A 17,918-nucleotide genomic window follows, 5' to 3' on the forward strand; every position below is an offset into this window, starting at 1 on the left:
CCAACTCGCGGATTTCCCAGTGTTTTCCGACCTCAGGCACCGGCCGGCGGGCTCTGTCCGCGTAGGTGGCACCGCGGCGGAAGATCGCGCCGCGGACCGCTCGACCGAACTTACTTTTGAGTAAGGTATGGCGCATGACGCAGTCTCCCGTGAGGACACCCAGCGCTACCTATAGAGCATGGAAGAAGTTGTCACCGCTTCCCGGCGGCAGCTGGGCCTTCTCCGCCGCAGCCATGGCCCGGGTGCCCTACTTCGCGTCGATCCTCCCCCACGTCGTCCGGATGGAACCGGGGCTGGCCGAGGTGACGGTGCCGAAGTGGTTCTACGTCTACAACCATCTGCACACCGTGCACGCCATCGCGTCGTGCAATGCCGCCGAGATGGCGATGGGCATGCTGATGGAGGCCACTGTGCCGACAACGCATCGCTGGATCCCCAAGGCCATGAACGTGCAGTACCTCGCCAAGGCCACCACCTCGCTGCGGGCCCGCGCCGAGCTGACGCCCCCGGATTTCGGCACCATCACCGAAGGCACCGACATCGTGGTGCCGGTCAGCATCACCGACCGCCACGGCGTCGAGGTGGTGCACGCCGACATCACCACCTGGGTGACGCCGGCCTAGGCGCTGATCCAGACGCTCGCGGCCCGCGAGATCAACGCCATGGCTGTGTTCAGGTCCCGGCGACAGCCGCTGCGTTGATCTCGGCGCTAGGCCAGATAGGTGCCGTGTCCCTCGCGCACCAGTGCACCGTCGAACAGCAGCACCTCGTTGACCAGCCCGCCGTTCTGATTGCGGTAGTGGATCACCAAGGCCGATTCGCCGCGGTAGGTCGCCAGCACCTCGAACTGCAGATCCGGCATGCCGGCCAGCGCCGTCGTCCAGTAGTGGCGCAACGAGTCCTTGCCCCGCACCACACCCCCGGTCTCGGGAAAGAGGCGGGCCGCTACCGGCGAACTGAACAACACATCGTCGTGGAAGTGGGCGAGTACCGCGTCCACGTCGTGCGCGTTCCACGCACGCACCCATTCCTCGGCGAACGCCTGCGGATCCGGTGTCGCCATCGAGTTCACTTCTCCCTCAACCCGGCCCAGAACGGGCATTGATGCTCCTGTGGGTAGCCATTGTCGACGCGACTGCCGTCGGCCTGCAACGAAATTCTGGCGCCCTCTCCCGCCGGATCGAACCCGGGCCAGTCGGGCTGCCCCTCGACCGCCGGCTCGCCGGTGCGCACGAAAGCGCTCCAGTAGTCGATCATCTGGTCCGAAAGTCGCTGCTGCGCCGGGTCCAACGGCGGCGCCCCGCCGACGTCGAACAGGTAGCGAAGCTCCAGCGAGTGACTGGCTCCGACCGGGAAGGGCAGCGTTCGCATGACCTCCGGCGCCGGGGCAGAGCGATCGTTGAACTCGTAGGCGTAGACCGGTCCGGTGCGCGAGAGCTCACCGGCCATCCGCTCCGACACACAGGCGAATTCGCCGTCGGTGACCGCCGCCGAATATGCCTGCGCCACACCGCCGTACCGGTCGACGGGGTAGTGTGCGCCGACGGCCACGGCATCGGCACCGAACGTCTCGGACAGCAGCCGCGGGTAATCCCCCGCGACATAGCGCTGCCCCAGACGCAGGTAGCGCAACGCCACGAAGAGCGTGAACTCATCGCGGGTGGTGCCGATGAGGACCGGCACCGGTTCGGCCCGATCCGATGCGAACGCCGCCAGCGGGGCCTGCGGAATCACAGTCGACCCGGTGACCGGACCGGTCAGCTCGTCACTGCCGATATTGAAGTACCACACCGGCTTCCGCAGACTGTCCACCGGCAGGGCACGCAAGCAAGTGGCCGCCACCGCGGGATCGGGGCATCCGGCAGCGGCCGCGTAATCGAGCGAGCGGCGGGTCGCGGAGGCGAGGTCGGCCTGAGCCTGGCACGGCGCGCTCATCAGGATCGCGGCTCGGAACAATCCCGCCGAGCCCGGCGACACCAGGTGGTCACACACCGACATGCCGCCCGCGGATTCACCGGCGACGGTGACCTTTTCCGGATCGCCGCCGAAGTTGGCGATGTTGTCGCGCACCCAGCGGAGCGCCGCCTGCTGGTCGGCCAGACCGTAGTTGCCGACGTCCCCACCGACGCCCAGGGCAGGGTGGGCCAGGAAGCCCAGTGTGCCTAGGCGGTAGTTGATCGTCACCACGACGATGTCGCCGCGCGCGGCCAGTCGTCCCGCGTCGTAGATGCCACTGCTACCGCCGGCGAACGCGCCGCCGTGGATCCAGACCATGACGGGGCGCTTCTCCTCCGAGACCGGCGGCGTCCAGACGCTCAGGTTCAGGCAGTCCTCGGCCGTGTTGGCTCCGCGTTCGGGATCGGAATCGGGGTCCTGGATGCACCGCGGGCCCGGGCGGGTGGCGTCGCGCTCACCCGGCCAACCCGGCGCGGGGACCGGTGCCGCAAATCGCATGGGGCCCACCGGCGCGGCGGCGTACGGCACCCCGGCGAACAACCGATGGTCGGATACCACTGTGCCGCGCAAGGTTCCGGCCGCGGTCCGGACCACTGCCGGGTCCGGCCCTTGCACCAGGCCGGCCGGAGGGTCAGCTGAACGGCCGGGCGTCGCCGCCCGGCCGCCACCTCGTGCACAGCCTCCCACCAGCATGGCCAACACTGCCAGCAACGCGACGACGCGACGCCCGGACCGCATGGCTGCGAGCGTACGGGGCCGATCGGCATAATCGACTCCCTTACGTGGCGCCGATCACATATGGTGGCAATTGACACCCGTCAAGTTCTGCCAGTGAGGAGTCTGTATGAGCGCGCCGACAATGGATGACGCCGCGAAGGTGCTCGCCGATCCGACGGCTTACGCCGACGATGCACGCCTGCACACCGCGCTGACCCACCTGCGCGCCAACAACCCGGTGGCCTGGGTCGACAATCGGCCCTACCGGCCGTTCTGGGCCATCACCAAGCACGCCGACATCATGGCCATCGAGCGGGACAACGAGCTGTTCATCAGCGAGCCCCGGCCCCTGCTGGCCACCGCGGCCGCCGACGATCTCGCCAAGCAACAGCTCGAGGCCGGCATGGGCCTGCGCACCTTGATCCACATGGACGACCCGCACCACCGCAAGGTTCGGGCGATCGGGGCAGATTGGTTCCGCCCCAAGGCAATGCGTGATCTCAAGGTCCGGGTGGACGAGCTCGCCAAACGGTATGTCGACAAGATGCGCGATATCGGGCCCGAGTGCGATTTCGTCACCGCGATCGCCGTCGACTTCCCGCTCTACGTGATCATGTCCCTGCTCGGGCTCCCCGAAGAGGACTTCGCCCGCATGCACATGCTGACCCAGGAGATGTTCGGCGGCGACGACGACGAGTACAAGCGCGAGGGGGGCTCACTGGAGGACCAGCTCGCCGTACTGATGGACTTCTTCGCCTACTTCTCGACGCTCACCGCGTCCCGCCGCGCCAACCCGACCGCGGACCTGGCGTCGGCGATCGCCAACGGCACCATCGACGGGGAGCCGCTGTCCGACGTCGACACCGCGTCGTATTACGTGATCGTCGCCAGCGCGGGGCACGACACCACCAAGGACGCGATCTCCGGCGGACTCCATGCACTCATCGAGAACCCCGACCAGCTGGCCAGGCTGAAGGCGCAACCCGATCTGATGGGCACCGCGGTCGAAGAGATGATCCGGTGGTCCACCCCGGTCAAGGAGTTCATGCGCACCGCCACCGCCGACACCACCGTGCGCGGTGTACCGATCGCCAAGGGCGAATCCGTCTACCTGGCCTACGTTTCCGGCAATCGTGACGAAGAGATCTTCGACAACCCGCATCGCTTCGACGTCGGGCGGGATCCGAACAAGCACCTGGCATTCGGATACGGCGTGCACTTCTGCCTGGGCGCTGCGCTGGCCAGGATGGAGATGAACAGCTTGTTCACCGAGCTGCTCAGTCGGCTGGATTCCATCGAATTGGCCGGGACGCCAGAGCTTTCCGCGACCACCTTCGTCGGTGGGCTCAAGCACCTGCCGATTCGTTACTCGCTGCGCTGAGCCTGCTCGGTCCGCCGGTGGGTGGCCAGGAAGCCATCCACCGCGGACTGCACGCAACTGGTGTAATCGAACTCGGCCAGCGTGCTGAGCTTACCCAACACGATCGGCCCCAGCAGTAGCGCGGCGGCCTGCGTCCGATCCACCTCGCCGAGTTCGTCGACCGCCTCGGGACTGTCGAAAATCGCCTCGAACGGCAGCGCGTACTGCTCGGCCACCCGCTCGCGCAGGGTCCGCACCTCCGGGCTGTCACCCGACCGCCAGGGCAATTGCTCCATGTCGCCACCCAGTGCCAGCCAGGACATCGCGGTGATGCTGATCGGCGCCTCGGCGATCAAGTCGGCCTGCGCCTGAACCAGGGCGATCAGCCGATCGCGGAGCGTGCCGTCCGCCGGCGGCATCGGCGCGGCCGGGATGAGTGCGCGAAATGCCGCTGCCAGCAAGTCATTTCCGCTCGGGAAGTGACGGTACAGCGTTGCCCTGGCCACGTTCGCGGCCCTGGTGACCGCGTCCACCGTCACCGCACTGGGCCCACCCGACCGCAACAGCGTCGTGGCCGCCTCGAGCAACCGGGCCCGAGATCGAGCCGGCCGGGGGTCACGGCTCTCGGCAGTCATGCGCCCACACCTCCATAAAACAGACTTACCGTCTCGCTCCGAGACTGTTAGTCTCGAAACTCCATCGACGAAGGAGGTGGACCGCATGTCCGACACCCTCGTCGAGTCTGGCCAGGATATAGATCCCGGCCTGTCCTATCTGTCGATCCGGAAGCGATACTGGCTGCTCGCGGTGGCCTGCATGGACGTCTCGATCGTGATCGCCTCGATGGTGGCCCTGAACGCAGCCCTACCCGACATCGCCCGCCAGACCGCGGCCACCCAGGCCCAACTCACCTGGGTGATCGACGGCTACACCCTGGTGCTCGCCTGCCTGCTGCTGCCGGCCGGCGCGATCGGCGACCGCTACGGCCGCCGCGGCGCCCTGTTGACCGGCCTCGTGGTCTTCGTCCTGGCCTCCGCGGCACCCCTGCTTTTCGACGATCCCGTACACCTGATCATTTCTCGTGCGGTGGCCGGGGCAGGCGCCGCCTTCATCATGCCGGCGACCCTGTCCCTACTCACCGCGGCGTTTCCGAAATCCGAGCGCAACAAGGCAGTTGGGATCTGGGCCGGCGTGGTGGGGTCCGGCGCCATCGTCGGCTTCCTCGTCACGGGTGGCTTGCTGCACTTCTGGGGATGGCAGTCCATCTTCGCCACCTTCGTCGTCGCCGGGGTCGGGTTGTTCATCCTGACCTGCACCGTGCCCTCTTCACGCGACGAACACAGCGCCCCGGTGGATTGGACCGGCGCCGTCCTGATCGGCGCGGCCGTGGCGGTCTTCGTGCTCGGCGTGGTCGAGGCCCCGATCCGAGGCTGGACGCACCCGGCGGTGTGGGGTTGCATGGCCGGCGGGGTCGTCCTCGCTGCTGCGTTCACCGTGGTGCAACTCAAGATCCGGCACCCGCTGCTCGATGTCCGACTGTTCGGAAAGCCCGACTTCGCGACCGGGGCAGTGGGCGTGACATTCCTGTTCTTCGTCAACTTCGGCTACTTCTACGTCAGCATGCAGTACATCCAGCTGGTCATGGGATATAGCCCGATCCAAACCGCAATCGCCCTGTGCCCGTTGGCCATACCGCTCCTGATCCTCAGTGCCACCACACACCTGTACCTGCCTCGGCTCGGCCTCCGGACCTGTGTTTTCGTCGGACTGCTGGTGATCTCGGCGGGGCTGCTGAGTATGCGCTGGCTGCAGATCGACTCCAGCTATCCGCAGTACGCCTGGCCACTGCTGATCATCAGTATCGGCATCGGGCTGTGCACGGCGCCGACGACCTCGGCCATCATGGGCGCGGTTCCCGACGAGAAACAAGGCTTGGCCTCCGCGGTCAACGACACCACTCGGGAAGTCGGTGCCGCCCTGGGCATCGCGGTCGCCGGCTCGATCCTGGCCGCGCAATACCAGAACCACCTGGGGCCCAAGCTGACCGGGCTACCCGCCGAGGTGCGTGAACCCATCCTGAGCTCACTGGCCGAGGCACTCACCGTGGCCGGGCATTTGGGTCCGCAGGGCGTGACCGTCGCCGGGCTGGCCAAGCAGGCGTTTCTCGACGCGACCAACTCGGCCCTGCTGGTGATGGCGGCGGTCCTGGCGGTGGCGGCGGTGTTCGTCGGGATCTGGGCTCCGGGCCGCGACGGTGAGCAGCTCCGAGTGATCCGGCGGCTCAGGTCGCCAGGAACTCCGCAGCCCGATGACCGATCATGGCAATGGTCGCGTGCGGGCCGCGGCTGGTGATGGCCGGCATGATCGACCCGTCGACCACCCACAGATTCTCGACGCCCAGCACCCGGCAGGTCGGATCCAGCACTGCCTGCACGCCGGTGCCCATGGGCGCCGTACCGGCCAGATGCTGCGATGTCGACCACGAAGCCTCACCGACTTCTGCTGTGTGACTGACCAATTCACGAGCCAGTTCCGCGCCACGGCGCAAAGTGTCGACATCCTCTGCCACCGTGTCATACCGATGCTCGATCACCGGTGCCACCGTCGGGTCGGCCGATGCCAACCCGACCCGGCCCCGTGAGTGCGGGCGCATCAGCGCCACACCGAGGTGCGGAAGTTCGGCAGGATCGTGCCCCGGCCCGTGCACCATGGCCGAAAAACCTGCGGTGTAGGGACGCACTTCGATGCCGTCGTCGGTGGTCAGCACAGCCTCCAGCGGCGGCAGGTCGTGAGTCGGCGTCCAGGAGACCGGCAGCACCCATTCCGGATGGTCCACGGTGTGCATGCCGACCGGCAGATCGGAGACCACCTCGATGCCGAGCGCTTCGAGCTCTGCCGCCGGCCCGATGCCCGACAGCAGCAACAGGTGCGCTGACCCAATTGCGCCAGAACACAGAACAATTCGTTCGGCACCGAGCACAGAGCCGTCTTCGCACTGCACTCCGACGGCCTGGTTCGCGCGGAACAGCACGCGGTGGACCCGGGTGTCCGTCACCAGCTGGAGGTTGGGCCGACCCAGCGCGGGTTGCAGGTAGGCACCACCCGGACCAACCCTGTTGCCGCCGTTGATGTTCAGCGGAACGGCACCGACCCCCGCCGGGAGTGCCGCCGCAGCGGTGGACCCATTGAGGTCGTCGATCCAGCCGAATCCGGCACCTATCGCTGCGTCGACGAAAGATGCTGTGCAACCGTCAAATTCGCGGACCCGCCGCACGGTGATCGGCCCGGCATCGCCATGCAGGGAGGTGTCGAAATCCAGATCCGTCTCGATGGCACGGAAGTGCGGCAGTACATCGTCCCAGCCCCAGCCCGGCACGGCCCACCGGTCGAAGTCTCCTGGCAGCCCCCGGCAGAAATAACCGCCATTGACCGCACCAGAGCCACCCACCACCGATCCCCGGATGATCTCGGCGTGCCGGGGCGGGTGTTCGGTCAGTACCGAGGCGTAGTGACGGACCACCGAACTGGCAGCCCCGATCGGCAGGCGCAGCGCATCGGTGATCTGCGCCGCCACCCGGGGGTCACTGGGCTCCGGACCGGCTTCCACGACCGTGACATGGCAGCTTGGATCGACGGAAAGCCGTTCAGCCAGAATTGATCCGGCGCTTCCGGCACCGACGATCAGGACGTCTCGCTCCAACTCGGGTTAGCTCCGAAGCTGCGGCTTGAGCGCGCCCAGCTGACGTTCACGCACCACACCGGTCCACAGGCCGATCCCATAGGCGAGATCGTCCAGACGCTTGAGCAGGATGTGGGTCAGCAGGCCGACGGGCTTGGTGTCGTCGTCGGCATTGCCGCGTCGGGTCGCCCAGTCGACCACACCGTCCAGCACCGCGGCCACCAGGACCGCGTGTCTGGCCCGCCGGAACATCAGGGCGGCGACGAGGGCGACCGGCCAGTAGTGCCGGCAGATCGCCGAACACAGCTGCAGAGCCGCCGACCACAGCCCGCGCGCGGTCACCGCGGCGACCTCGGTGGGTTCGGTGTCGACCGTGCTGAGGGACCGGGCGATACGCCGACCGGTGAAGATCGCGATCACCACCGAGCCCAGGTACCCGAAACACGACCCCATCGCAAGCAGCAGCCAGACCATCAGCGTCCACCCGGAGATCACCACAGGGGCCGTCTTGCCTGGATGGCGGACCGTCAACGGAGCTGCCGAAGTGCCGTAGAAAGCCTTGCGGTTGAACCACTCTCGCAGGTCTGTCCGATGATCGTGGGCAACCAGCGCAATGGGCTCATAACGCAGGCGGGACCCGGTTTCGACCAGGCGCCAGCACAGATCGACATCCTCACCGGACTGCATGGTCTCGTCGAAGCCGCCCACCGCGGCCAGCGCCGCGCGCCGGCAGATGATCGCCGCGCTGGGTACGTAGGACACCGGGCCATAGGGCACCACCGGTGCCTCGCGCACCCCGAGGTCCAGGGACGAACGCACCGCCTCGTACCTGGCCACCACATTGTCGGCGGTGTGCAGTCCGACGATGCGGGGTGCGACCAGCGCCACGGCCGGGTCGCAGAAGTGGCCGAGCAACGCCTCGAGCCACCCGCGCCGAGGCACCACGTCCGAGTCGAGGAACGCGACGAAATCGGTCTCCGTCGCGGCGAGGCCGGTGTTGCGGGCGGCCGCCGGACCGTTGCTACGGAAGTGCCGGAGGACCTGCACGTCGCAGTGCATCCCGGCGAATTCTGATTGCGAGACCGGAACCGCCGAGCCGTCGTCGACCACGATCACCCGAAGGCCCCGCAACGCCGAGATGAGCCGGTGCAGACCGGATACGTTGTCGCGCACCGGGATAATGACCGTCACATCACGGTGGGACGGACCGCTGGGCGGACGGGGATGGGCGACCGTGGCGTCGAGCAAAGTCCGGGCCAGTTGCGCACTCTGCGCGTCGTGCACCTCGAGACGGCCGCCGTTGAGCATGGTCTGCGCCGTCGGCGCCAGCCGCAGCAACCGGGTCGGCGACCCGCCGAGTAGGGCCGCGCCGGCCCCCAGCACCTTGACACGGCGATCCACCTGTACGGCAAAACCGTCGGGCAGCCTCGGTCCGGTCATGTCAGCAATCCGTTCCGGTCCGGTTGCCACCGCCGTATCCGACCGGCGCAGCCGTTGACCATCTCAGCAAAGATACGCTCCCCCTCGGCAGCCGTGGCGGTTGTCGGGTCACCCAGCACCCCGACTTCGCTGACGGCCGCGATCCCGCCACTGCGCATCGCCGGCATGAGCTCGGCCAGCGGGGCGGTGTTCCCGGGAGCCAGGCCGTCAGCCCAGACATCGCCGGGCGAAATATGTAGCAATACAGATGTTTCGGTATGCCCCGCGTGTGCGTCGGCGCCCGCGGCGATGCACGGGACCCAGCCGACGTCGCGGCTCTCCTGGCGCAACAGGGCCACCGCAGCGGCCAGCGCCTCCACATTCCCCCCGTGACCATTGACGAACACCAGACGCGACGTCCAACTCAATGCGGAACGCCCGTACTCCAGCAGCAACAACCGCAGGGCCGCGGTGCCGATCGACACCGTGCCGGGGAACCCCTCGTGCTCGCCGCTGGCCCCGTAATGGACCGGCGGCGCGACCACCCAGTCACCGGACGACGCGTCATCGACGTGCTCGAGCAGCGCATGCGAGACTGCGGCGGCGATGCGCGTGTCGGTGTCCAGAGGCAGGTGCGGACCATGTTGCTCGGTAGAGCCCACTGGGACGATCAACATTGGCGACATGCTGCGTAGCTGTCTCGACGTTGAGTTCCCGAGCCCGCTGGGGAAAGCCACGTGCCGATGGTAGGCCCAATTCACCTACTGTGCGCCAATTGTTGGAGCACAGGCAGCAATTGATTTGCCGTAGCTTTCCCGGCACCGGTCGTGAACATCACGTACGTCTCTCCCGCCACCCCTGTCACGCTGCACCTCAGGGTGAACGTCAGTGTCAGGCGCGCGGCACACCGAGGGTTCGGGTGAAGCCCTCCGGCACCAGGATGTCCTCCGGCGTCAGGTCGTGGATCGACGACTTGCCCAACCCGCGCAGCGCGGAGTCGATGCCGCCGCTGAGGATGTCCAACACGTTCTCGACACCCGCCTGGCCGTTGGCGGCCAGACCCCACAGATAGGCGCGGCCGATCATGACGGCTCGGGCGCCCAGCGCCACGGCCTTCACGACATCGCTACCCCGGCGGATCCCACCGTCCAGCAAAACCTCGACCTGATCCCCCACCGCGTCGGCGATGGCAGGCAGGCAGCGGATCGCCGCGGGCGTGCCGTCCAGGTTGTTGCCGCCGTGATTGGACACCGTGATCGCCGAAACACCCGCATCCACGGCACGTTTGGCGTCGTCAACCCGCACCATTCCCTTGAGCAGGAAAGGACCGCCCCACTGCTCCCGCAACCAGGCGATGTCCTCCCAGGTCGGGGGCGGGGTACCCATCCACTGCCCGTAGGCCTCGAAGAACGTCGGCCCCGGCTCGCCGGCGCGACCCTGGTTCGGCACCCGCAGGTCCGGCGGACGCAGGTGCTTGCCGAAGCTCCAGAGCCAGCGTGGCTTGGTGAGCACCTCCGGAGACATCCGCAGCATCGTGCGCAGGTCCATTCGCTCCGGGATCTTCGGGCTACCCCAGTCGCGGCCGTGGCTGAAGCTCCAGTCGGTCGTGGCGATGAGCCCGACGGCGCCGGCGTCCTTGGCCCGCTGCACACGCTCGGCGATCTCGTCGCGCGACCCGAGCCAGTAGATCTGGAAGAAGATCTTGTCGTTGACCGCGGTGACTTCCTCCATCGGCTTGCTGGCGAAGGAGGACAGCCCCATGGCCGTGCCGCGTGCTGCGGCGGCCCGGGCGACGGCCACCTCACCGTCGGGGTCGACGGCCTGCACGCCGGTCGGCGAGATGATGACGGGCATCGAAATGTCCTGCCCCATCACCGTTGTCGCCATCTCACGCTTCTCCGTGGCACCCACCACGTGCGGCGCGAAACCGAGCTCGGCGAACGACTCCACGTTGTCGGAGACCGTCACGCCCTTCTCACTGGCAGAGATCAGCGAGGAGTAGGCGGACTTGGGCAGCCGCTTCTTCGCCCGCTGCTGGGCAATGGCGACGGTCTCGAACCAGGTATCACGAGCCATGGGGTTACACCGGACTTTCGTTACAGATGCGGGCGGGCGGCTTGGTCAGCAACTTCAGTGCGACCGGGCCCTGCTTGGTGCCGCGGGAGTGGTCACCGCTGGGCTTGGGTTTGACGCGCTCGGCCGCGAGGGCGGGCTCGCCCCAGCCTTCGACGCACTCGGGATCCGGCCCGTCCATCGGCAGACCGGTGAAGAACTTGGCAGCCATGCAGCCGCCGCGGCAGGCGTCGTAGTGTCCACAGCCGCTGCAGGCGCCGGCCGACTGGGGCTCGCGCAGTTCGCGGAAGAGCGGGGAGTTCTGCCAGACGTTCTGGAATCCGGCGCCGAAACCGGTGTCTTCCAGAATGTTTCCGGCCAGGAACTTGTCGTGGATGGCGAACGGGCAGGCGTAGACGTCGCCCACAGGATCGATCAGGCACACCACGCGGCCGGCGCCGCACAGGTTCAGCCCGGCCAGTGCACCGGGCTCACCCAGCCCCGACAGGTGGAAGAACGAGTCACCGGTCAGCACCCGCTCACCGTGGGCGACCAGCCAGTTGTACAGCTGGCGCTGCTGCTCCGGGGTCGGGTGCAGCTCATCCCAGACATCGGCGCCACGGCCCGACGGGCGCAGCCGCGTGATCCGCAGCGTGGCACCGTAGCGATCTGCCAACGCCTTGAACTCGTCGAGCTGGTCGACGTTGTGGCGGGTGACCACCACCGAGATCTTGGCGTCCGAAAAGCCGGCGGCGGCAAGGTTTTCCAGTGCACGCACAGCCATGTCGAACGAACCCTTGCCGCGCACCGCGTCGTTGACCTCGGCGTTGGCGCCGTCCAGGGAGATCTGCACATCGACGTAGTCGCTGGCAGCGAGTTTCGCAGCCACCTCGGGCGTGATGCGCACCCCGTTGGTCGAGAACTTGACGCCGACATGATGGGCGGTTGCGTAATCGACAAGTTCCCAGAAGTCCGGGCGCACAGTCGGTTCCCCACCGCCGATGTTCACGTAGAACACCTGCATGCGTTCCAGTTCGTCGATGATGTCCTTGCACTGCTGGGTGGACAGTTCACGAGGATCGCGCTTCCCCGACGAGGACAGGCAGTGCACACACGCCAGGTTGCAGGCGTAGGTGAGCTCCCAGGTCAGGCAGATGGGGGCGTCGAGTCCGTGTTCGAACTGCTCGACGAGCCTTGGAACAGGCGTGCGCACGGGCGCAACAGAAGTCATTGTGGATTCCCGGGGATGAGCATCTTCGAGGACACCAGCACGCTCAGCGCGTGCAGGTAAGGGCCTTGGTCGGAGTCGGCGATACCGACAGCGCGACACGCGGACCGGGCGTCGGGGTGGTCAGCCAGTGAGTTGACCACCTCGACGACCGTCCGGTTCTTCAGAAACGACAGCTTGCGGGTTCCGAAGTGATACAGCAGGGCACCGAACGGCTCCGGCCGCACCGCCACCTGGTGGTGCAACCGCCAGCTGACATTCGGGTCGAAGACGACGCCGACGTGCCCGGCCGTATCGGCAACCTGTGTAGACACGGTCAGTAAACCCCGCACATACCGTCGATCGAGACCTCTTCGACGAGCGTCTCGGTGACGAGCTGGGTTTCGGTTTCGGCCTGCGGGTTCTGATCCATGAATCGCACCTTTCCTGTAACTGTGGGTCTCGACAATTGTGACCTGAGTCGCAAGAATATGGCATCGAGTGCACAAATGGAAGGGCGGGTTTTATGCGGCAGGGATCCGGGCCCCGCGTCGGCAGGCGTCCGTCCACCACGCAGGACCACATCACCGACGTCGCACTGGCATTGTTCGCCGCCCACGGCTTCGACGAGGTGAGCGTCGACGACGTGGCCAAAGCCGCCGGCATCGCGCGACGCACGCTGTTCCGCTACTACGCCTCCAAGAACGCCATCCCCTGGGGAGACTTCGACGCCCACCTGCAACACCTGCGCGACCTGCTCGCCGCGCTGAGCTCCGAGATCCCGCTGGCCGAGGCCCTGCGCGAAGCACTGCTGTCGTTCAACACCTACGACGCCCAGGAGATGGCCCAACACCGCCTGCGTATGCGCGTCATTCTGGAAACCGCAGGGCTGCAGGCATATTCGATGACGATGTACGCCGGATGGCGTGAGGTCATCGCCACCTACGTGGCCCAACGCATCGGCGCGACCCCAGAGGGCCTGATGCCTCAGACCGTCGGATGGCTGATGCTCGGAGTCGCGCTCTCGGCCTACGAACACTGGCTTGCCGACGAGTCCGTCGCACTGCCGGACGCCATCGGCCGGGCCTTCGAAGTGGCGCGTCCGGGGTTGGAGCGGCTAGCCCCGCAGTAACCCGTCCCACGCTGCCGCCAGCGCCGCCGGGCCCTGCGGACCGAGCCTCTCGGTGAGCAGGATCGGCGCCTGCGACATGAAACGCGGTGAGCGACCGCGATGTACATCGGCGGCGTGCGCGGTGAACGGATGCAGCACGTACATGTCGCCGGGCCGGCCCGTCGCATGGTCCACCGGACAGGTTCGGCTGGCCACGTCCACCATGGCACCGGCCTCGATGAACTCGACAGGGTCGGACCCGAGCACCCGGGCGACGTCGCGATGCGAACCCACCCGAATCCGCGTCGGCGCGTCGGCCGGTCCCACCTCGGACAGCAGGGTCAACACCAGGACGGTGTGCGGACGCCCGCTGACCGTCCACTCCCCGCCCGGCAAGGGGGTGTTGGCGTCGACGTGCCAGCCCCGGTCCGCTGCGGGCGGATCGACCGGAAACCGCACCGGGATGTTGCCCAGGGCCCCACGCGGCAGCCAACCTCCTCGTCCACAGATCGCGTCCAGGGCATCGGTGAGCGCTGCGTTGTCCACCAGTTGCCGGAACGGGCCGGCGCCGGTCAGATCGGCCGTCCACACCACCGCACTCGTCCACGACGCGGGCTCATCCGGAGACAGTCCGATCTGCGTCCAGAGCAGATCCCGCGCGGCATCGGCGATTTCGGCCGGCGCGGCCTGCTCGACCTTGACGAACCCGTCCCGCTTGAATGCCTCGACGTCCACCACGCCGACCACCATGACGCACCTCCCCTGACCGGCGCCAATGGTTTTCCGGCGAAAAAACTTCGCCCAAGGCCGTCGGAGTTCGGTGCCCGGCGGCGACGATAAGGGTGTGAGCGCCGAAACAGACGCTCCGCGGGCGCTGCTGAGGTGCTACGACGAGGCCCTGCCTGCGGTGTACGGCTACTTCGTACGCCGCTGCGGCGACCCCGGAACCGCCGAAGACCTGACGTCGGAGACGTTCCTGGCCGCCATGGACGCGGCCCGCAGACCGTCGCCGCCGCAGATCTCGGTGCCGTGGTTGATCGGGGTGGCCAGGCACAAACTCGCCGACCACTACCGCCGCCGCCACGACCGGTTCACCGTGCCGGTGGCCGAACTGCCCGAACCGGTAGACCCGGCCGATGACTGGGACGCGGAACTGGATCGCATTGTCGCCGAAGCGGTTCTGGCCCGGCTACCCGAACAGCACCGCACCGTGCTCGCCCTGCGTTACCTCGACGACTGCTCGGTGGGTGAATGCGCCGAGCTGATCGGGCGCACGGTGCATGCCACCGAGGCTCTGCTGGTCCGGGCCCGCCGAGCCTTCAGAGCCCAGTACCCGACACCGGAGGGAGGGACGTCGTGATCAACAGCCACGATCCGTTGACCGTGCTCAGCGGCGACGACCCGCCGGTCTCCCCCGACCCGGCGTTCGCCGCCCGGCTGCGCGCGCGGCTGGAATCGGCGCTCACCCTTCCCCAACGCACCGAAGGAGTTGACATGAGTGGAACCGAAACTGCCATCGCCGAACTGAACGAGCCCGCGGCCACGCCGGCCACCCCGGCTCCCCCACGGCCCGGGCCCGATTCGCGGCCCGCCGCGGCCGCGATCCCGTACCTGGCCGTGGCCGGTGCCCGTGAGGCCATCGCCTGGTATGCCGATGTCTTCGGCGCGTCCGTCGTCGGCGAGACGTACGAGATGGACGACGGCCGCATCGGACATGCCGAGCTGCAGATCGGTGACGGCGTGCTGTACCTGGCCGACGAATACCCCGAGCTGGGCCTCAAAGCACCTGTATCACAGATTAATTCGGTGAGTCTGATGCTGCATGTGGCCGACACCGACGCCGCCATGGAACGGGCGCGCGCGCTCGGCGCCGTCGTGCACCGGGAGCCCTACGAGAACTACGGGGCGCGCAACGCCACGATCATCGACCCGTTCGGCCACCGGTGGATGCTGTCCGGACCGGTCACCGGCGCGGCCGTCACGATCCAGCACGGCGATGTCGGATACGTCTCAGTGTGGGCCCCCGACGCCGCACGCGCCGCGGCCTTCTACGGCCACGTGCTGGGCTGGACCTACGACCCGGCCACCGGCCAGGTCACCAACACGCGACAGCCCATCGGCATCTTCAGCGTCGCGGGCGCCGGCAACCTGTTCTGCTGCTACGCGGTGACCGACCTGGACGGAGCACGCCAGGCGATCCTCGCCGGCGGCGGCCAACCCGGCCAGACCCAGGAATTCGACTTCGGCACCGTGCTCGACGCCACCGATCCGGCCGGCACCCCGTTCGCAGTGTTCCTGCCGACACCGGGCACGCCGCGGCCGGAACTGAACGGCGCAGGGCCAGGCGAGCTTTCGTACCTCACCTACGAGGTGCCCGACTCGACGGCGTTCAAGGAGTTCTACAGCCGAGTCTTCTTCTGGACCTTCGAACCCGGCCGGATCAACGACGGTTGGGGCGTACAGGGCAGTCAGCCGATGTCGGGGGTGGCCGGCGGCGCCGAGAGAGCCACCGCTGTGCCGATGTGGACGGTCGCCGATATCGACGCCGCGGTCGCCCGGGTCCGCGAGGCAGGCGGCACCGTGCTGCAGCAGCCGTCACGACAGGACTACGGCTTCATGGCCGAGTGCACCGACGACCAAGGTGTCCGCTTCTACCTCGGCCAGGTCTAACCGCGAGGAAAAGTCAGCCCAGGACGTCGGAGATGGGAGCGCCTGCGGCGATCTTGCCGCGGGCCTTCATCACCTTGCCGGGCATGCCGCCGCCGACCACGCCGACCACGACACCGTCGCGCTCGTAGAAGGCCAGGAACTTGCGGCCGTCGTCCTCGACCACGTGCACGACATCGTCGGCCTCGGGCTCACCGAGGCACTGGATCTTGACGTCGTACTGATCGCTCCAGAAGTACGGCACCGACACGACGGGCGAGGCCTCCTGGCCCAGGATCGCCGGCACCATTGCTCGCGCCTGATCGGCGACGTTGCTCCAATGCTCAACGCGCGCTTGGTCACCCACGTGATCGCGCCACGATGCGACATCGCCGATGGCCCACACGCCTGCGGCACTGGAGCGCCCGACCTCGTCGCACACCACGCCGTTGTCGAGCGCGATCCCGCTGCCCTCGAGCCACTCGACCGCCGGGTGCGAACCGATGCCGACCACCACCAGGTCGGCGTCGAGTTCGGTGCCGTCGCCCAGCACGACCTCCTCGACCTTGTCGGCGCCACGCACTTCGCTGACCCCCACACCGCAGCGCACGTCGACGCCCTCGGCCTGGTGCAACCGGGTCACCAGGGCCCCGATCTGCTCGCCCAGCACCGAGGCCAGCGGGGTCGGCTGCGGCTCCACCAGCGTCACCTCGACACCGAGCTTGCGAAGGCTCGCGGCCACCTCGCAGCCGATGAAGCCGGCACCGACCACCACGGCCCGCCGGGCCTTACCGGCGTGCTCCCGCAGCGCCATGCTCTCGTCGTAGTTGCGCAGCACGTGGATTCCGGCCAGGTCGCCGAAGGAGCGGATGCGCTTGGGCACCAGCCCGGTCGCGATGATCAGCTCGTCGTAGGCGACGTCGCTGCCGTCGGCCAGCTTCAGCGTCTTGGCGGCGGTGTCCACCGACTGGGCAGCGGAGCCGAGCCGCAGCGCGATGTTGTTCTCGGCGTAGAACTCGGCCGGCTTGAGGGTGACGTCGTCCGTCTCGGCGCGCAGCACCTCCTTGGACAGCGGCGGCCGATCGTAGGGCAGATGGTCCTCGTCGCTGACGATCGTGATGGGTCCGCCGTACTCCGACCGGCGCAGCTGTTCGGCCGTCCGGGCCGCGGCCAGGCCGCCGCCGACGATGACGATGCCCGCTGCTGATCCCGTTGAAGTAGTCACGTGGGGTTTTTACACGATCGCGGTTAAGCGTTGTGCGTCACCCTATGTTTGCGCAGGCCGCTGGGTCACATCAGGACCGGCCCCGCTCGATGACATTCGTGAGCACCACGATGCTCTCGCTGCGCTCGATCCGAGCCGTCGACCGGATGCGTTCCAGTGCCTCTTCGAGGTGGCGCATGTCGCGAGCCAGCACATGCAGGATCGCGTCGGCGGTACCGGTGACCGTGGCCGCACTGACCACCTCGGGAATGTCGATCCAGGCCGTACGCAATTGATCCGGGGCGATCGTGCCCTGGCAGAACACCTGCACGTAAGCCTCGGTGCGCCACCCCAGCACGTTGCGGTCGATCACGGTGGTGAAGCCCCGGATCACCCCGTCGGACACCATCCGGTCCACCCGGCGCTTCACCGCGGGAGCCGACAGGTTCACGCGCTGTCCGATCTCGGCGAACGTCGCCCTGGCGTTCTCGGTGAGTTCGGCCAGGATCCGCTCGTCGGTGTCGTCCAGACGCTCCATTGCCCACCTCCACGCAACAAACCGCCGCA

19 protein-coding genes are annotated in these 17,918 nt (G+C 67.7%); 6 read left to right on the top strand and 13 right to left on the bottom strand.

The genetic code is table 11. From position 1 onward, the window contains the following. Window positions 1-134 precede the first annotated feature (134 nt). Window positions 135-623 (top strand): hotdog fold domain-containing protein, encoded by a 489-nt coding sequence (locus tag AC4ELH_RS17025; protein WP_463790894.1) that lies wholly within the window; start codon window positions 135-137, stop codon window positions 621-623. Between the two features lie 86 nt (window positions 624-709). Here AC4ELH_RS17025 and AC4ELH_RS17030 read toward each other — a convergent pair whose 3' ends face one another. Both AC4ELH_RS17030 and AC4ELH_RS17035 read right to left on the bottom strand, forming a co-directional pair. Continuing rightward, window positions 710-1,063: a nuclear transport factor 2 family protein gene (locus AC4ELH_RS17030; protein WP_498885538.1), complete on the bottom strand. Its 354-nt coding sequence runs from the start codon at window positions 1,061-1,063 to the stop codon at window positions 710-712. Between the two features lie 5 nt (window positions 1,064-1,068). Beyond that, entirely contained in the window at window positions 1,069-2,694 is a 1,626-nt protein-coding gene (locus AC4ELH_RS17035) for a carboxylesterase/lipase family protein (RefSeq protein ID WP_498885540.1), read from the bottom strand. 106 nt (window positions 2,695-2,800) lie between these two features. Between AC4ELH_RS17035 and AC4ELH_RS17040 the strand changes: the two genes are divergently transcribed. Next, the gene (locus AC4ELH_RS17040; RefSeq protein ID WP_498885541.1) at window positions 2,801-4,054 is read left to right on the top strand and encodes a cytochrome P450; all 1,254 of its coding nucleotides are present in this window, start codon (window positions 2,801-2,803) and stop codon (window positions 4,052-4,054) included. On the opposite strand, the gene AC4ELH_RS17045 is transcribed toward AC4ELH_RS17040, so the two are convergent. Next, window positions 4,039-4,668 carry a TetR/AcrR family transcriptional regulator gene (locus AC4ELH_RS17045; RefSeq protein ID WP_498885543.1) on the bottom strand — a complete coding sequence of 210 codons (630 nt, stop codon included), beginning with the start codon at window positions 4,666-4,668 and terminating at the stop codon, window positions 4,039-4,041. The genes AC4ELH_RS17040 and AC4ELH_RS17045 overlap by 16 nt on opposite strands. Window positions 4,669-4,753: 85 nt before the next feature. Here AC4ELH_RS17045 and AC4ELH_RS17050 point away from each other — a divergent pair, with 85 nt between their 5' ends. After that, entirely contained in the window at window positions 4,754-6,385 is a 1,632-nt protein-coding gene (locus tag AC4ELH_RS17050; protein WP_498885545.1) for an MFS transporter, read from the top strand. On the opposite strand, the gene mftG is transcribed toward AC4ELH_RS17050, so the two are convergent. From mftG to mftA, 7 genes are all read right to left on the bottom strand, one after another. After that, window positions 6,315-7,733 (bottom strand): mycofactocin dehydrogenase MftG, encoded by a 1,419-nt coding sequence (gene mftG / locus AC4ELH_RS17055; RefSeq protein WP_498885547.1) that lies wholly within the window; start codon window positions 7,731-7,733, stop codon window positions 6,315-6,317. The genes AC4ELH_RS17050 and mftG overlap by 71 nt on opposite strands. Window positions 7,734-7,739: 6 nt before the next feature. Further along, complete coding sequence (mftF, locus tag AC4ELH_RS17060) at window positions 7,740-9,152, bottom strand: mycofactocin biosynthesis glycosyltransferase MftF (RefSeq protein ID WP_448448224.1); 1,413 nt, start codon at window positions 9,150-9,152, stop codon at window positions 7,740-7,742. Then, complete coding sequence (gene mftE / locus AC4ELH_RS17065; RefSeq protein WP_064885115.1) at window positions 9,149-9,892, bottom strand: mycofactocin biosynthesis peptidyl-dipeptidase MftE; 744 nt, start codon at window positions 9,890-9,892, stop codon at window positions 9,149-9,151. Before mftE ends, mftF begins: the two co-directional genes overlap by 4 nt. 130 nt (window positions 9,893-10,022) lie before the next feature. Continuing rightward, window positions 10,023-11,207, bottom strand: coding sequence for a pre-mycofactocin synthase MftD (gene mftD, locus AC4ELH_RS17070; RefSeq protein WP_055109998.1), 1,185 nt, complete (start codon window positions 11,205-11,207; stop codon window positions 10,023-10,025). A gap of 4 nt (window positions 11,208-11,211) precedes the next feature. After that, the gene (gene mftC, locus AC4ELH_RS17075) at window positions 11,212-12,396 is read right to left on the bottom strand and encodes a mycofactocin radical SAM maturase (protein WP_498885549.1); all 1,185 of its coding nucleotides are present in this window, start codon (window positions 12,394-12,396) and stop codon (window positions 11,212-11,214) included. A gap of 14 nt (window positions 12,397-12,410) precedes the next feature. Then, entirely contained in the window at window positions 12,411-12,725 is a 315-nt protein-coding gene (mftB, locus tag AC4ELH_RS17080) for a mycofactocin biosynthesis chaperone MftB (RefSeq protein WP_055110001.1), read from the bottom strand. Window positions 12,726-12,727: 2 nt separating this feature from the next. Next, on the bottom strand, window positions 12,728-12,823 hold the full coding sequence (gene mftA / locus AC4ELH_RS17085; protein ID WP_003881928.1) for a mycofactocin precursor MftA: 96 nt from the start codon (window positions 12,821-12,823) through the stop codon (window positions 12,728-12,730). A gap of 93 nt (window positions 12,824-12,916) precedes the next feature. On the opposite strand from mftA, the gene mftR reads away from it, so the two are divergent. Continuing rightward, on the top strand, window positions 12,917-13,522 hold the full coding sequence (gene mftR, locus AC4ELH_RS17090) for a mycofactocin system transcriptional regulator MftR (RefSeq protein ID WP_498885552.1): 606 nt from the start codon (window positions 12,917-12,919) through the stop codon (window positions 13,520-13,522). Here mftR and AC4ELH_RS17095 read toward each other — a convergent pair. Beyond that, window positions 13,508-14,251 (bottom strand): phytanoyl-CoA dioxygenase family protein, encoded by a 744-nt coding sequence (locus tag AC4ELH_RS17095; RefSeq protein WP_498885554.1) that lies wholly within the window; start codon window positions 14,249-14,251, stop codon window positions 13,508-13,510. The two genes, mftR and AC4ELH_RS17095, sit on opposite strands and share 15 nt — an antisense overlap. A 94-nt stretch (window positions 14,252-14,345) precedes the next feature. Between AC4ELH_RS17095 and AC4ELH_RS17100 the strand changes: the two genes are divergently transcribed. Then, on the top strand, window positions 14,346-14,861 hold the full coding sequence (locus AC4ELH_RS17100; protein ID WP_498885556.1) for an RNA polymerase sigma factor: 516 nt from the start codon (window positions 14,346-14,348) through the stop codon (window positions 14,859-14,861). Further along, window positions 14,858-16,171: a VOC family protein gene (locus AC4ELH_RS17105; protein WP_498885558.1), complete on the top strand. Its 1,314-nt coding sequence runs from the start codon at window positions 14,858-14,860 to the stop codon at window positions 16,169-16,171. The genes AC4ELH_RS17100 and AC4ELH_RS17105 overlap by 4 nt, the downstream gene beginning before the upstream one ends. Before the next feature lie 13 nt (window positions 16,172-16,184). Here the strand turns inward: AC4ELH_RS17105 and AC4ELH_RS17110 are convergent, their stop codons facing one another. Next, on the bottom strand, window positions 16,185-17,372 hold the full coding sequence (locus AC4ELH_RS17110; protein ID WP_064886304.1) for an NAD(P)/FAD-dependent oxidoreductase: 1,188 nt from the start codon (window positions 17,370-17,372) through the stop codon (window positions 16,185-16,187). 70 nt (window positions 17,373-17,442) lie between these two features. Continuing rightward, a complete protein-coding gene (locus tag AC4ELH_RS17115) occupies window positions 17,443-17,889 on the bottom strand; it encodes an Rv2324 family transcriptional regulator (protein WP_448448220.1) in 447 nt (148 codons plus the stop codon). Window positions 17,890-17,918 lie beyond the last annotated feature (29 nt).

Source organism: Mycobacterium shunyiense (assembly GCF_058270075.1).

What these genes read in the sequence shown, in the direction of transcription:
- AC4ELH_RS17095 (WP_498885554.1), bottom strand. Translation starts at nt 14,251, where the DNA reads ATGGTGGTCGGCGTGGTGGACGTCGAGGCATTCAAGCGGGACGGGTTC.
- AC4ELH_RS17025 (WP_463790894.1), top strand. Translation starts at nt 135, where the DNA reads ATGACGCAGTCTCCCGTGAGGACACCCAGCGCTACCTATAGAGCATGG.
- AC4ELH_RS17040 (WP_498885541.1), top strand. Translation starts at nt 2,801, where the DNA reads ATGAGCGCGCCGACAATGGATGACGCCGCGAAGGTGCTCGCCGATCCG.
- AC4ELH_RS17045 (WP_498885543.1), bottom strand. Translation starts at nt 4,668, where the DNA reads ATGACTGCCGAGAGCCGTGACCCCCGGCCGGCTCGATCTCGGGCCCGG.
- mftR (WP_498885552.1), top strand. Translation starts at nt 12,917, where the DNA reads ATGCGGCAGGGATCCGGGCCCCGCGTCGGCAGGCGTCCGTCCACCACG.
- mftD (WP_055109998.1), bottom strand. Translation starts at nt 11,207, where the DNA reads ATGGCTCGTGATACCTGGTTCGAGACCGTCGCCATTGCCCAGCAGCGG.
- mftF (WP_448448224.1), bottom strand. Translation starts at nt 9,152, where the DNA reads ATGACCGGACCGAGGCTGCCCGACGGTTTTGCCGTACAGGTGGATCGC.
- mftA (WP_003881928.1), bottom strand. Translation starts at nt 12,823, where the DNA reads ATGGATCAGAACCCGCAGGCCGAAACCGAAACCCAGCTCGTCACCGAG.
- AC4ELH_RS17050 (WP_498885545.1), top strand. Translation starts at nt 4,754, where the DNA reads ATGTCCGACACCCTCGTCGAGTCTGGCCAGGATATAGATCCCGGCCTG.
- AC4ELH_RS17115 (WP_448448220.1), bottom strand. Translation starts at nt 17,889, where the DNA reads ATGGAGCGTCTGGACGACACCGACGAGCGGATCCTGGCCGAACTCACC.
- AC4ELH_RS17035 (WP_498885540.1), bottom strand. Translation starts at nt 2,694, where the DNA reads ATGCGGTCCGGGCGTCGCGTCGTCGCGTTGCTGGCAGTGTTGGCCATG.
- AC4ELH_RS17030 (WP_498885538.1), bottom strand. Translation starts at nt 1,063, where the DNA reads ATGGCGACACCGGATCCGCAGGCGTTCGCCGAGGAATGGGTGCGTGCG.